Source organism: Enterococcus sp. DIV1420a, assembly GCF_051712165.1.
Lineage (GTDB): Bacteria > Bacillota > Bacilli > Lactobacillales > Enterococcaceae > Enterococcus > Enterococcus faecalis.
In genome coordinates this window covers 1211490-1224746 of the sequence record NZ_JBIOOI010000001.1, presented here as the reverse complement: position 1 = coordinate 1224746, position 13257 = coordinate 1211490, and the positions used below count along the sequence as shown (strand labels likewise).

12 protein-coding genes and 1 tRNA gene are annotated in these 13257 nt (G+C 31.0%); 1 reads left to right on the top strand and 12 read right to left on the bottom strand.

Translation table 11 applies throughout. The annotated features are described in order from the left end of the window. Positions 1 to 5: 5 nt before the first annotated feature. The 3 genes from IGI80_RS06205 to tnpA (IGI80_RS06195) all read right to left on the bottom strand — a co-directional run bounded on the left by IGI80_RS06205 (position 6) and on the right by tnpA (IGI80_RS06195) (position 3253). Positions 6 to 1520: an FGGY-family carbohydrate kinase gene (locus IGI80_RS06205; protein WP_438722916.1), complete on the bottom strand. Its 1515-nt coding sequence runs from the start codon at positions 1518 to 1520 to the stop codon at positions 6 to 8. An 11-nt stretch (positions 1521 to 1531) separates the two neighbouring features. After that, positions 1532 to 2479, bottom strand: coding sequence for a sugar-binding transcriptional regulator (locus IGI80_RS06200; protein ID WP_438722914.1), 948 nt, complete (start codon positions 2477 to 2479; stop codon positions 1532 to 1534). 318 nt (positions 2480 to 2797) lie between these two features. Then, positions 2798 to 3253, bottom strand: a complete 456-nt coding sequence (gene tnpA / locus IGI80_RS06195; RefSeq protein WP_002411089.1) for an IS200/IS605 family transposase — start codon at positions 3251 to 3253, stop codon at positions 2798 to 2800. Between the two features lie 342 nt (positions 3254 to 3595). On the opposite strand from tnpA (IGI80_RS06195), the gene tnpA (IGI80_RS06190) reads away from it, so the two are divergent. After that, positions 3596 to 4078 (top strand): IS200/IS605 family transposase, encoded by a 483-nt coding sequence (tnpA, locus tag IGI80_RS06190; RefSeq protein WP_174520530.1) that lies wholly within the window; start codon positions 3596 to 3598, stop codon positions 4076 to 4078. A 198-nt stretch (positions 4079 to 4276) separates the two neighbouring features. Here tnpA (IGI80_RS06190) and IGI80_RS06185 read toward each other — a convergent pair. The 9 genes from IGI80_RS06185 to IGI80_RS06145 all read right to left on the bottom strand — a co-directional run bounded on the left by IGI80_RS06185 (position 4277) and on the right by IGI80_RS06145 (position 13254). Continuing rightward, a tRNA-Val gene (locus IGI80_RS06185) sits at positions 4277 to 4364 on the bottom strand. 38 nt (positions 4365 to 4402) lie between these two features. Beyond that, positions 4403 to 5425, bottom strand: a complete 1023-nt coding sequence (locus IGI80_RS06180; RefSeq protein WP_438722912.1) for a D-alanine--D-alanine ligase family protein — start codon at positions 5423 to 5425, stop codon at positions 4403 to 4405. 12 nt (positions 5426 to 5437) lie between these two features. Further along, positions 5438 to 7273 carry a hypothetical protein gene (locus IGI80_RS06175; RefSeq protein ID WP_438722911.1) on the bottom strand — a complete coding sequence of 612 codons (1836 nt, stop codon included), beginning with the start codon at positions 7271 to 7273 and terminating at the stop codon, positions 5438 to 5440. Further along, a complete protein-coding gene (locus IGI80_RS06170) occupies positions 7270 to 8463 on the bottom strand; it encodes an MFS transporter (protein WP_438722909.1) in 1194 nt (397 codons plus the stop codon). The genes IGI80_RS06175 and IGI80_RS06170 overlap by 4 nt, the downstream gene beginning before the upstream one ends. After that, complete coding sequence (locus IGI80_RS06165) at positions 8450 to 9397, bottom strand: ATP-grasp domain-containing protein (RefSeq protein WP_438722907.1); 948 nt, start codon at positions 9395 to 9397, stop codon at positions 8450 to 8452. Before IGI80_RS06165 ends, IGI80_RS06170 begins: the two co-directional genes overlap by 14 nt. A gap of 2 nt (positions 9398 to 9399) precedes the next feature. Continuing rightward, entirely contained in the window at positions 9400 to 10491 is a 1092-nt protein-coding gene (gene aroB, locus IGI80_RS06160) for a 3-dehydroquinate synthase (protein ID WP_181039535.1), read from the bottom strand. Beyond that, positions 10484 to 11248 carry an SDR family NAD(P)-dependent oxidoreductase gene (locus IGI80_RS06155; RefSeq protein ID WP_438722905.1) on the bottom strand — a complete coding sequence of 255 codons (765 nt, stop codon included), beginning with the start codon at positions 11246 to 11248 and terminating at the stop codon, positions 10484 to 10486. Before IGI80_RS06155 ends, aroB begins: the two co-directional genes overlap by 8 nt. Continuing rightward, positions 11226 to 12488, bottom strand: a complete 1263-nt coding sequence (locus tag IGI80_RS06150; protein WP_438722904.1) for an aminotransferase family protein — start codon at positions 12486 to 12488, stop codon at positions 11226 to 11228. The genes IGI80_RS06155 and IGI80_RS06150 overlap by 23 nt, the downstream gene beginning before the upstream one ends. Continuing rightward, positions 12478 to 13254, bottom strand: a complete 777-nt coding sequence (locus tag IGI80_RS06145) for a bifunctional 3-deoxy-7-phosphoheptulonate synthase/chorismate mutase (protein WP_438722902.1) — start codon at positions 13252 to 13254, stop codon at positions 12478 to 12480. Before IGI80_RS06145 ends, IGI80_RS06150 begins: the two co-directional genes overlap by 11 nt. Positions 13255 to 13257: the final 3 nt, after the last annotated feature.

Here is a 13257-nt window from a genome sequence, read left to right as displayed (position 1 = left end):
TATGTTTACTCTCCTCGATTTAATTTTTCTAAGATTTTAGTTCTCTCAGCCCATAAATCCGTGTAGCCATTACGCAATGTTTTATACAATCCATAAAACTCATTATAAATAACAGCGTTTTCATTAATTGGATGATAAATTTCATTGGCATGTGTCATTGAGCGTGTTGCATCTTCAAAAGTTTCATATAATCCTAGAGTAACTGCCATCCCCATTACAGAACCCTTAGCAGCAAACTCAGTTCCTTCTAAAACAACAATCGTTAATCCTGTAATATCGGCTATGATTTGTTTCCATGCTTTACTTGCAGCACCACCACCTGCTAAATAGATAACACTATTTTCATTTACATTGGCATATTCTAAACAGTCTCTAATTGAAAATCCAATTCCTTCATAAACTGATTTAATCATTGAGAAGCGATCAGTTCTGTTGTTTAAACCAAAGAAACTAGAACGTGCATTTGAATCATAAAAGGGGGATCTTTCTCCTGCAGTACTTAGGTACGGGTGATAGATAACTCCTGTAGGTACTGGTGGTAAAGTAATTAAATTTTCATCAACTTCTTGATAAGATAAATCCTTTGCAACAGTTTGGAATAACCAATCAATATTAGTTGTTCCTGACATAGTTGGTTTCAAATCAACATACATATTATCTAAAATATGTTTTTCAAAACGTGAATTCTCTTTTCCAGCTTCAATGACATCAGTCACGATATTAGTTGCACAAGTTGTTCCTAAAATAGTACAAATATCTCCTGGATGTATTGCCCCAACACCCATTGTTGTTGCAATAACATCTAACGCGCCATATGAAACAGGTGTTTCTTCTGGTAAATTAAGTACATTAGCCACTTCAGGTGTTAAATTTCCAGCAATTTCATATGATTTATTAACTGAACTGATTAGATGTTTATACTCAGACAATCCAACTTTATCAAATAAGCTTTCTTCAAATTTTAAAGTATCAATATTTAATAATGATGTTCCTGCATCCGATGATTCAAGAGCGATTTCACCTGTTAATTTATAACGAATCCAATCTTTAGCAAACATAATCTTATCAGCTTTTTCTAAAATTTCTGGACGATTTTCTTTACTCCACATTAATAATGTTAATGCTGTTCCTGTTAATGGCGGTGTTCCTGTATGAGAATAAATAGTATTATAAAGGTCTTTATTATCTACAATTTTATCTACCAAGCCCTTAGCGCGACCATCACTCCATAATAAGGATTGTGATATAGGTTTTCCTTCTTTATCAACTAACCAACATCCCTCTCCTTGACCAGTTAACCCAATTCCTAAAATTTTGTTAACTTTTGCAAATTCTAACACTTCTTTCAAACAACTTAATACCTTGTCCCATAAAACATTCATATCTTGTTCAACTTTACTATCACCTAGGTGGAGGGGGGCATTTTTTCTCATTGCCACTTTCTTTTCGTGACCTTCTTTATCAAAAAGAACTGCCTTTACATTTGAAGTCCCCACATCAATTCCAATTAAAAATCCCATTGTCCATCCTCCTAATTGTTTTCAATTAATAATTTAGCAGTTCGATGATCAATAAACAGCGAACTGATTAATCCAGAATTAATAGCTGAACGAATACTTACTTCTTTTCTAAAGTCAACCGTTACGCAAATACGATGTTCGATTTTCTTTAGTTTTTCTAAATCAATTCCCATAATTCGCTCATATAGTTTTTTGTTCGGGTGATTTCCTTCTCTGTCATAATATCTGGAACAAATATCACCTACATAGCCTTCACTTCTAAGTTCTGCGAATTCTTCTTTAGTAAAGTAACCAGCCTTAACTCCCATTTCATTTTCTGACATTGTTCCGACACTAAAGAGAGCCACATCAAGCTTTTCATACATTTTAGTTACTTCTCTTACAGATGAATCTTGATATAAAACTGAAGCAATTTCAGGACTATCTACAATTGATGGTACTGGTAAAGTAAACCATTCGGCATTGAGAACATTCCCAAAATTTCTTACAATATCAAAACTTTTTGTATCTGTTTTAATATTTGAAACACCACCATGTAACTGATAAACACTCACATTTTCTAACTCTTTTTTTATTCTTAACCTTTCAGATAGTTGAAACATTGTTTTTCCCCAAGAAACTCCAATATTATGATTGTGTTCTACAATATTTAATAAGTAGTCTCCTAAGCCTAAAACTAAATCATCAAAAACAAGATTTAAATTATTTGAACTTTCAGGTGCAACAAATACATAATCTAAATTATATTTTTTCATTAACTGATTAGACAACTCTTTATCAGATATTGTTGGAAAATCAAATTTAAATTTCACGTACTGTTCTGCTTTTACCTCATCTAAGAGTCGTGACACCATTGATGTAGACATGCTATGTTTTTTGGCAATTTGATTCTGACGTAAATTATTAATGTAGTAGTCTATTGCTACTTCTTTCATAAAATGAATTTTTTCTAGGTCCATTACCTCTCTCCCCCTCTGCAATTAGTTACAAGAAGTAGAAATAAATCATTAATTTTACAACTAAATTATATGAACCTCAACAATTTTTGTAAACGCTTTATTTTTAATCAGCAATTAATTTCACGTTTCTATTGATTATTTTTTCACATATTGTTTAATAATCTATTTATTTTATTTATTTACTTCTATAGAGTAAATATCCACCCGCATAGCGGGTGGCTTTTTAATAGCCCTAGAAGGGCTCGCTACCTGCTGCTCCCTTTAAGGGAGCTTTTTTTAGAGACCGCCAACCGCTACCTTTCTATTCTTATCTAGCTGTTACTTCCTAAATGGATCTTTATACTCTCTTTTGTTTATACTATCCCTTACTCGATCTTCTGCTTCTTGTTCTCGTATATACTTTGCTATCGTTTTTTGGTTCAGTCCTACAGTGCTCACATAATAGCCTTTTGACCAAAAGGATCGATTTCCATAATTGTATTTTAAATTCGCATGACGTTCATGAATGATTACTGCACTTCTTCCTTTTAAGAAACCCATAAAACCTGATACACTCAACTTCGGTGGAATTCTTACCAACATATGGATATGGTCGGGCATTGCATGCGCTTCAATGATTTCGACTTCTTTCATCTCACACAATTTTCTTAGTATTTTCCCTATATCTCGCCTCAATTGACCATAGATTACTTTTCTTCTATATTTTGGTGTAAACACAAGATGATACTTACAATTCCAACGAGTATGTGCTAAACTTTTATCGTCGTTCGACATTCAAAAACTCCTTTCGATTTGATAACGGTTGGTAGCCTTTATCTATTATATCGAAAGGAGTTTTTATCGCTAAAGCTCTGACCTCCACGCGCAGTACGCGTGGTTTTTTTGTCGAAATCTCTTTAGAGATTTCAACTGACTAAAGTCATTAACAAAAAATCTGAGTCAGAATGAGGTTCATTCTGACCCAGATTTGATTTACTTATGGGCCTAGATGCCCAGTTTCGGACGAACTTTGTCCGAAACAAATAAACTACCCGCTATGCGGGTAGAGACAAGTGGTTTTACCAACAAAAATACCATTCCTTTACAACAAGAGTGTTCAGGCTCAAAAAGAAAGGAATGGTATTTTTGGCAAACAAAGCAAATAGCTTAGCGCATACAAAATGGATGTGTAAGTATCACATTGTTTTCACTCCAAAGTTTAGACGAAAAGTTATCTACAATCAAGTGAGAAAAGACTTGATAGAAATCTTTCAGCGGTTGTGTAAATACAAAAAAATAGAAATCATAGAAGGACATATGATGCCCGATCATGTGCATCTGTTGGTAAGCATCCCACCCAAAATCAGCGTATCAAGTTTCATGGGTTATTTGAAAGGAAAAAGTGCCTTGATGATCTTCGAGAAACATGCAAATTTGAGATATAAATATGGAAATCGAAAATTTTGGGCAGAAGGTTATTATGTAAGTACGGTGGGATTGAATGAAAAAACAATCGCAAAGTATATTCGAGAGCAGGAGCAACACGACCAAGCAGTTGATAAATTAAGCGTAAGAGAATATGAAGATCCGTTCTCAGATAGAAAGTATCGAAAAAAATAAACCAGTTTAACTGGTCGTGAAAGTGACAAAGAGCCTGAGTTTTTAGATATTTTATGTACCTCAAAAAATAATTAAAATATAAAAGAAATTCAACTATATTATATAGTTTGAGAGTAATTTTAAACGATTTTCAAAAAAAGTATAATTTCTAAATCAGTAGACATACTTATATAACAGTACTTTACTGTTCAAATTTTATGCCGGGTGGAGGATTCGAACCCCCAAAAGACATTTCATGTCTAACTTAGCTGTAATCTAAGCGCGTATCCCAGTTCCGCCAACCCGGTACATAAATTATACAACACAAATATTTATATTGTCAAACTATAATTCATATTTAACCTTATTATTATTTTCATACATTTCAAAACCATAGTTAATTAAACTTAGTAGTAATTCTTTATAGCTAATACCTATTTCTTTGAACAGTAAGGGAAACATGCTACTGTTCGTAAATCCTGGCACTGTATTAACTTCACTTACCGTAATCATCTCATTTTGATCAACAAAAAAGTCTATCCTTGCCATACCTTGACATTCTAACATACCATAAATATTTTTTGACAAGTCCTGTATCTCTTTTTTTAAGTTTTTAGATATTGAAGCTGGAATATTTAAGATGGCGCCATGTTCATCTACATATTTTTTTGTATAATCATAAAACCCTTCTTCCTCTGTTTCAATACTTCCAACTTCACTTACAATTACTTTTTCATTACCAATTACACCACATTCTATCTCTATACCTTTTATTTCTTCTTCCAGAACAATTTTTTTATCAAAGGTAAATGCTACATCTAGCGCTTCCAAAAATTCTTTCTTTGTGGCTACTCGTGATATTCCTACGGATGACCCTAAGCTTGCAGGCTTCACATAAAAAGGACACCCTAAAATTTCAATAATTTCCTCATAAGTGTAGGACTCTTTTGTTTTCATAACTAACCAATCAGCAACATTTATTCCTTCATAATCTAGAATACGTTTAGTAATATCTTTATCCATGCAAAGTGCCGATGCTAATGTAGAGCAGCCGACAAAAGGTTTATTTAAACTTCTAAACAGGCCTTGTAGTCCGCCATCCTCCCCTAAATTTCCATGTATTAGTGACATGAATATATCCACGTCATATTCAGCAACACAGCTCATTCTGTACATTCCAATATCCTTATAATTCCAATTTGATTTAGTAAAAAAAGTACTGTCTATCATCCATATTTTTCCTTCAAGGTCTAACTCAAACAGCTCAATATCTATCTCTCCAGATAAAACCTTATAAATATTATAACAAGTGTTAAAAGATACTTCTCTCTCTGTTGACTGACCTCCAAAAAAAATTCCCAATTTCATCTCAATAGCCTCCTAAACATAGAACTGTCTTTTAAATAAATATATACCACCATTAACTAAGCATAAAATTGTTGCATAAACAATATCTTTGAGTAAATCACTTTGTTTAAATTTCCGTTTCAGATTCACCTCTATATAAGAATGTGGTTCAATTTCATACCTCTCATTTTCTACTTGTTTCACTGTTTTCATACCTCTAACACAAAGGGAAGCAGTAACGCAAATTTTAAAGTTAGAATTATTAAACATATTAACATCTACTTCAACCATATCATCTATCAGAGAAGATTGAACAACCTTTAGATCAAGCGTTTTATCTGCTTGATCATCTATAATAGAACAAGAGGGACATATTTTAATATATCTACTATATGAATCGAAGTAGTCTATACTTAATATTTCACTAACTTCATAATCATTACAAACTGGACATACATATTTTTTTTGCACTTCACTTCGCTGATTATATCCGAAGTGTAAATCATACAACCTATATTTATCTTTTGCAATATTCTTTTCCCAATAATCCATAATATTATCAGTTAATAATTCATTGCTTTTTTGTATATTACTAATCTTGTTAACAATATCTTTATTATGTGCTGTATTACTTCCTAATAGGTAAAAATTTTTTTCGAGATTATAATATAGCTCTTGATTTTTCACTAGTATTTTTTTGAATTCATTTGTATTCGGTAATAGTTTACTTATGCTTTGATTAGCCTTTATATTTTTTTTGAACCGACTGATATCATAAATTGTTTGATTATAATTGAAATCTATCAATTCTATCTTATCAATCAAATTCCCAGTACTCTTTCTCGTTACAACTATTTCTTCCCCTATGTTAGTATCGAAATAAAAGTATTTAGTTTTACTTGTCATTAGTTTTGATTCTTTTTTTATCTTTTTAACGCAGTAATTATTATCTAATCTCTTTTCTATATGATTAGGATCCCCATAATATGCATAAACTGGTGATAAGTTATGTGAGATACAATATAAATTACTGTATAGAGCTGTCATACCTATAGAAAAACCAGATTCAAAAATAGCTTGAGATATTTCCAATTCTTCCTCATCTGATAATTTAGTAGCAAAAGGAGCAATATATCCAACAATATTGCTTCTTAATATATCTCTTGATAAAATATTTCTTCCTTTTCGTTCAAATTTTTTTGGAGACGTATTACCTAAAACACAACCATTTATCATTAAAAATTCAGTGTTTAAATTATCAGGTTGCAATGTAGACTCATCTTTATTTTCTGCTGTTAGTACTAACCTGCTACCTATAGAAAGCTGGTCTATTCTGCCACCTCCAAAAATTCCTGTAAAAATTTTTTGTTTAGAAAAAAAGTGTTTATTTACTATGGGACTATAAACAGAAGATATAGTTAGATTTCCCATTTGAATATCAGTGTACTTTGGGGTTAAAACCATTCTTTTATTAACAATCTCTAAATTTTTCGAATATTTTATAGATTTATACATCTGATATGCAATATCTTTTTCATTCCCAACTATCAGGCCAACTGAAATGTTTTTTTCACATGACCAACCTACAACTTTAGTCAAATTTTGATAGTCTAAAGAATTAAAAGAATCAACAATAATAATAGATTCATAGTCTATAGTTATTCCATTAAAAAGTTCTTCTAAATCTTTAACAACAACTCTGTCATAATTAAAATATTTACAATAGCTTTTTGTTAAAAGATCAATATCACCATTAAATAATTGTATAATCAGTGTATGATTTACTTCATGTTTCTCTATGCAAAAACCTGATTCCATTTCTAAATAAATATCTTCTATATTGAAATCTTCAAATTTTTTAATATTCATTTTTTCACCTGCTTATACTTCCCAAAATTAATAATAAATATCGATAGTACTAATGCTAATGCCCCTGTTCCTAATATAATCAAACTAAAAGAAGAGCTATAATTCGCTGAGACAGAAGAGCTGATAATCCCACCAAGAGGCGCTAATGTCATTGAAATAACAAAAGCACTAGATAAAATTTTACCGAGATTTTGTTCATCGCTTTGCTGCTGCTGTAAAGTCGTTATAGATACTGAAGCTACTGTAATCATAAAACTCATACATGCATACGAAATTGCAAAAATAATCCAGTTATTAAATATCGCGCTTGTTATTACAAATACTGGAATTATTAACATAGATATGGTTAATGTTTTCATCACTGATTTATCTTTTAAAATTGTAGATAAACATACAGCTCCTAATAGACTACCTAAACCAGAAATAGAATAAACTATGCCTATTAACTGATCATTCAACATCAATTCTGATTTTAAGTAATAAATTATAGACGAATTAAAGCCTATCATACATATATTTATTACAATAGTAAATAGCAACGCAATTCTTAAATAGTAATTTTTAAAGTTGATTATAAATCCATTGAATATTGTACTAAGCTTTTCATTTTCTTCATTTATTTCAATTTCTGGAATTTTTGAAATTATTAAAATGATCAATAATACTAAAAACGTTAAGCCGTTTAACACAAACATAAAGTCAATAGAAATTTTTGTCATTAACATACCTGCTATACCTGGCGATAGCAATTTAGAAAAGGTTCTTACTGTTTGAAATTGAGAATTAAACTTTTGTAAATCATTTTTTGAAAATAAAGTAGGCAAAACCACTGAAAAACTAGTTTGAAAAAATATAGCAAATGCAGGTAATGAAAATGCTATTATATAATATAACAACAAATCACCATCATACTTATGAACAAATGGTATAGATAGGCACAATACCATTTGAATCAAAATTGCTATACACATACTAAGCTTTCGGTTATACCTATCAAGAATATACCCCATTATAAACCCTAAAAAAAGTTGTGGTAACATTTCTATAATGACCATACTGCTCAATGCAGCAGAGGACTGTGTAATATTATATATTAGTATAGGAAATGCTATTTTTTGAAATCTATCACCAATGTTTGAAATAAATTCTCCAAACGTTATTAAATAAAACGTTCTTTTAGAGCTGTCCATAGTTCACCCCACATCTCCTTAATGACTGTTTTATATCGAAACATATTAAATCATACAAATCTAATCCAGCTTCTCGACCAGAGAACGGTATAATACTATACTCTGAAATCCCATACATAACGCCTAATTCAATAACATAAGGAATATTATTCTTCACTCGAAAATCAATGTATCCCATACCACCAATTTCAAAAAAATCAGCAATTTTCTCACTTATTTTTTTTATTTCACTTATTAAAAAGTCATTCTGTTTATTTAATAGAGTGAAAAGAGGGGAGCCGCTGGTGTATCTACAATAAAAATTTTCATCTTTATTGATTTTCGCTTTACCCACAGAAATCAATTCAACTTTTTGATTGTTCCTAATGATTCCGCTAATATAGTCATCTCCATCTACATAGTCCTGTACTAAAAAGTAATCATCAATAAATTTATTCTCTAAAATAGCTTCTTCATAGTCATATTCATTATATATTTTTTTTATTCCAACACTTGAACCTCCATTAAATCTAGGCTTAAGTATCACAGGATACTGCAAACCTGATTCCTTCATTTTTAAAGCAAATTCTTTCCTACATGAATTTGAAGATATGGAAAAAAATTTAGGAATATTAATTCCAAGTAAAGTACATATTTTATTGAAAAAATACTTATCTTTGGACATTGCACTTACTGTACCTATTGATCCAGAATATGGTACTCCTTTTTCTTGAACGATTGCCTGGAATGCCCCATTCTCTCCTATACCGCCATATGAAATAATATAAATAAAATCATACTCAGTAATAATATCCGTATTCTTCAATACATTTGCTATTTCCTCAGTAGAAACCTCCATATTATGTCTTTTTAGCTCGTTTTCAATACGTAGAGCCGCACTGTCAGCTATATCTTTTTCTTGTTCTGATCCGCCTTTAGCAATAAGTATTTTCATAGTTAAACTCCTAAAAATATTTTTAATTCATTATTTAAAATCTTTGATTTATAATCTAACATTTCTATTCTGTATGATTCTTTTGTTGGAATAACTAAAGCTATTTCATCTCCAACATTTTTTTTATCAGTTTTCATTATTTCTAATAAGTTCTCAACTGAATTCTTATTCTTTATAATATTAAATGTCGTGGGTAAATGGTATATCTTTAAAACATCTAATAATGAATTGAGTTGAGAGTATTCTAAGTTATAGATATGATATCCATACATTGCTTCAAAAGACATCCCAATTGCAACTGCTTCCCCATGTAGAAGGGATTTGTGTTGTGTAACTGTCTCGAGGCAATGACCCAATGTATGGCCAAAATTTAAGCTTAATCGCTCTTTTTTCTCATATTCATCATTTACTACAATTTCTTTTTTTAATACTATTGCCTGATAAATAACTCTTTTAAGCAATGAATCATTTGTACGTCTTAATAGATCATCTGAATATAATTGTAAAATTTCAAATAATTTGTGATCATGTAAATAGGCTATTTTTATAATTTCGCTGTATCCGCAGTATAGTTCTCGATCAGGAAGTGTATTAAGAAATTTTGTGTTAACTAGAGTTACTTCAGGTGGGTAAATTGTCCCTATCATATTGGTCAATTCTTCAAAGTGAATAGCGACCTTTCCACCTATAGAACTATCTACTTGACTTAGCAATGTTGTAGGTATTTGGATAAATCTCATTCCTCTATTAAAAGTAGCTGCGATATATCCTGCTAAATCGCCAATAACTCCTCCTCCAAAAGCTAAAGTAATGTCATTTCTTTTAAAATTTTTGTTTATTAGTTTAGAATACGCTTTAGATACATTACTCATACTCTTGCTATTTCCACCAGCTTCAACAATATACACTTCAACACAAAATGTTGAACTTAATTTCTCAATAAAACTTTTATACAGTGAATATACATTGGTATCTGTCACTAAGAATATTTTTGTATCCTCATTAATATTCTTTTTTAAATACTCATTAGGAGTATCACAAAAAATCACTTTATAAGTTTTTAAATTTGATTCTATTTTTATCTCGTCAAGCATACTTGTATCCCCCATTCAAGCTAATATCTTCACCATTGAGATAACTAGATTTTTCAGATACCAAGAAATCTACCATATTACTAACATCCTCAACATTCCCCAATCTACTTTGACAGTTTATATTTTTATACAGTTCATTTTCTGCTTGTTCATAAGTTATGTCTTTTTCCAAAGCAAATTGATTAACTGCAGTTTTTGTCATATCTGTTTCTATAGATCCTGGTGATATGATATTTATTCTAACTCTGTGTTTTAAATAGAGCTGACTCATTATTTTAAGATAGTGAGATACTGCAGCTTTTGTCATAGAATAGAAGGGGAAATTGGGTCTTAATATTTTTCCTGCTATACTAGATATATAAATTAATTGACCCTCAGATAAATTATTAGCATGCATTTTTAAATGTGCTTGAGATAGCACTATTTGAGCTGTTAAATTAATCTTAATAATTTCCTCCAAATAGCTATCTTCTTCTAAAAACTGCTCTGGCCTTCCTATTCCTGCATTTAAAACAAGTACGTCAATATTACCAACTTTATTATATAGTCTCTCATAACTATCAAAAAGTGTTTCGGGTTTAGAAAAATCAGAAATAAAGATTTGACTATCGCTTGGAAGAAAATCCAACGAATTTTTACTTTTAGCATGGTAAATTACTGTATATCCTTTTTTTTCTAAACTTTGAGCAATAGATTTTCCTATTCCTCGAGAACTACCTGTTACAAGTGCTATTTTATTTTTCGTATTTTTCTCCATATTGATCTACCACTCTTTCTATTCTTTCAAGCAAGTCAGTAATAAATTGATCATCTGAAGTTAGTGGTGGCATTAGAACTACTACATTTTGGTATGCTGAACGACTAATAATATGTTCTTTTTCTAGCAACTGATAAAAATAGTCCAATTCACAGCCTTCTTGACTCTGCTCAACTAATTGGATTCCGATCATTAATCCCTTACCACGAATGCTTTTAATACTCCTTGGATACTTCTCTTTTAACATTGATAATTTTTTAAATATTTTGTTTGACTGTATATTGACATTTTCTAAAATATTTTCATTTTCAAAAATATCTAGCACTGCTTGAGCAGCTGCTATACCTACTACAGATCCAGCATTAGTATACCCATGTAAAAATTTTTTATCACCTTTAAATGGCTCTGTAACTTTACTTGTAAAGACTGTAACACCTAACGGTGCATACCCTGCAGTAATTCCCTTAGCCAGAACAAGTATGTCAGGGATTACCCCTAGTTCCTGATATGCAAACAAAGATCCCGTTCTGCCGAATCCTGTCACAACTTCATCAAAAATAAGTAAAATATTATTTTGAATTGTAAAGTCTCTTAATTTTTGTAAAAATTCTGCAGAAAAAACGTATATCCCTCCCGAACCTATAATTGGTTCTACAATAATTGCTGCTATCTGCTCTACATCACTACTAATAATTTGCTCTATAATTGAAGCATCTGACATTTGGTCGGGTAAATCTAAAGTAAAGTAGTTCTCTTCATCCAAAACACAACCTTCTCTATTAGGACGTTCTCCCATCACATTCATTGTGCCTAATGAAACACCGTGGTAACTGTAATTAAAATGTCCTATCTTTTTTTTCTGTTTCAACCCTTTAAGATACCAATAATTTTGTGCAGCTTTCAAGGCGGTTTCTACACTATCAGAGCCACCAGTTCCAAAGAATACTCTATCGAACTCTGGCAATTTACTTATTAATCTATTTGAATAATCTATTAAATCTGGATAGGTCCGGCCAAATAAAGCAGTCGCAGGCAAATAATTCAAAGCAGAAGTAATTCTATTTATAATATCTATCCTAGAATATCCTAGAGAAACATTCCAAATTCCAGATATTGCATCTACATATTTATTTCCATTATTTGCATAGACATAAGAACCTTCTGCTTTATTAATAACAAAAGGATTTTCATCAAAATTATTAATATTAGTAAAGTTTAACCATAAGTTTTCAGTATTCATACGTATCCCTCCATAAGTCGTTTGAAAATTTTTCAAATTCTATATTGTCTATTTGTTGCTCTTTATCTGATAAAGCAGTTTCTGGATTTGGATGAGTTTCTATCATTATACCGTCAGCGTTCACCGCTCTAGCTACTCTTGCAGCAGGTAAAAGCAAGTCTTTTCTACCTGTAGAATGCGAAACATCTACTATTATAGGTAGTCCAGTTTTTTCTTTCATAATAGGGACACACATTATATCCAGAGTATTTCTTGTTTCAACATCAAAAGAACGTATACCTCTTTCACAGAGAATGATGTTTTTCTTTCCTTGTTCACGAAGATACATTGCAGCTCCTACGAACTCTTCTATTGTGGACATTAACCCTCTTTTTAAAATAACTGTTTTTTCTATCTTTGATACTTCCTTCAACAACTCAAAATTCTGCATATTTCTAGAACCAATTTGAATAATATCAATGTAATCATATCCACATACTAGTTGTTCTTTTGACATAATTTCACATACTGATATCAATTCTAACTTATCTGCTACTTCTTTCATGTACTCTAGTCCTTGTACTCCTAAACCTTGAAAGCTACTGGGAGCAGTTCTTGGTTTAAAAGCACCTCCACGAAAATACTTATAACCTAAATTTTTAATATTACTTGCACTTGAAAAAAGCTGCTCCATCGATTCAATAGAACAAGGTCCGGCAATTAAATTATCCTTAGAGCACCCCACATTAGAAAAAAAATCTTTAAATATTTGTGCTTGCTTATCCATAGT

What these genes read in the sequence shown, in the direction of transcription:
- IGI80_RS06205 (WP_438722916.1), bottom strand. Translation starts at nt 1,520, where the DNA reads ATGGGATTTTTAATTGGAATTGATGTGGGGACTTCAAATGTAAAGGCA.
- IGI80_RS06200 (WP_438722914.1), bottom strand. Translation starts at nt 2,479, where the DNA reads ATGGACCTAGAAAAAATTCATTTTATGAAAGAAGTAGCAATAGACTAC.
- tnpA (WP_002411089.1), bottom strand. Translation starts at nt 3,253, where the DNA reads ATGTCGAACGACGATAAAAGTTTAGCACATACTCGTTGGAATTGTAAG.
- tnpA (WP_174520530.1), top strand. Translation starts at nt 3,596, where the DNA reads ATGGTATTTTTGGCAAACAAAGCAAATAGCTTAGCGCATACAAAATGG.
- IGI80_RS06180 (WP_438722912.1), bottom strand. Translation starts at nt 5,425, where the DNA reads ATGAAATTGGGAATTTTTTTTGGAGGTCAGTCAACAGAGAGAGAAGTA.
- IGI80_RS06175 (WP_438722911.1), bottom strand. Translation starts at nt 7,273, where the DNA reads ATGAATATTAAAAAATTTGAAGATTTCAATATAGAAGATATTTATTTA.
- IGI80_RS06170 (WP_438722909.1), bottom strand. Translation starts at nt 8,463, where the DNA reads ATGGACAGCTCTAAAAGAACGTTTTATTTAATAACGTTTGGAGAATTT.
- IGI80_RS06165 (WP_438722907.1), bottom strand. Translation starts at nt 9,397, where the DNA reads ATGAAAATACTTATTGCTAAAGGCGGATCAGAACAAGAAAAAGATATA.
- aroB (WP_181039535.1), bottom strand. Translation starts at nt 10,491, where the DNA reads ATGCTTGACGAGATAAAAATAGAATCAAATTTAAAAACTTATAAAGTG.
- IGI80_RS06155 (WP_438722905.1), bottom strand. Translation starts at nt 11,248, where the DNA reads ATGGAGAAAAATACGAAAAATAAAATAGCACTTGTAACAGGTAGTTCT.
- IGI80_RS06150 (WP_438722904.1), bottom strand. Translation starts at nt 12,488, where the DNA reads ATGAATACTGAAAACTTATGGTTAAACTTTACTAATATTAATAATTTT.
- IGI80_RS06145 (WP_438722902.1), bottom strand. Translation starts at nt 13,254, where the DNA reads ATGGATAAGCAAGCACAAATATTTAAAGATTTTTTTTCTAATGTGGGG.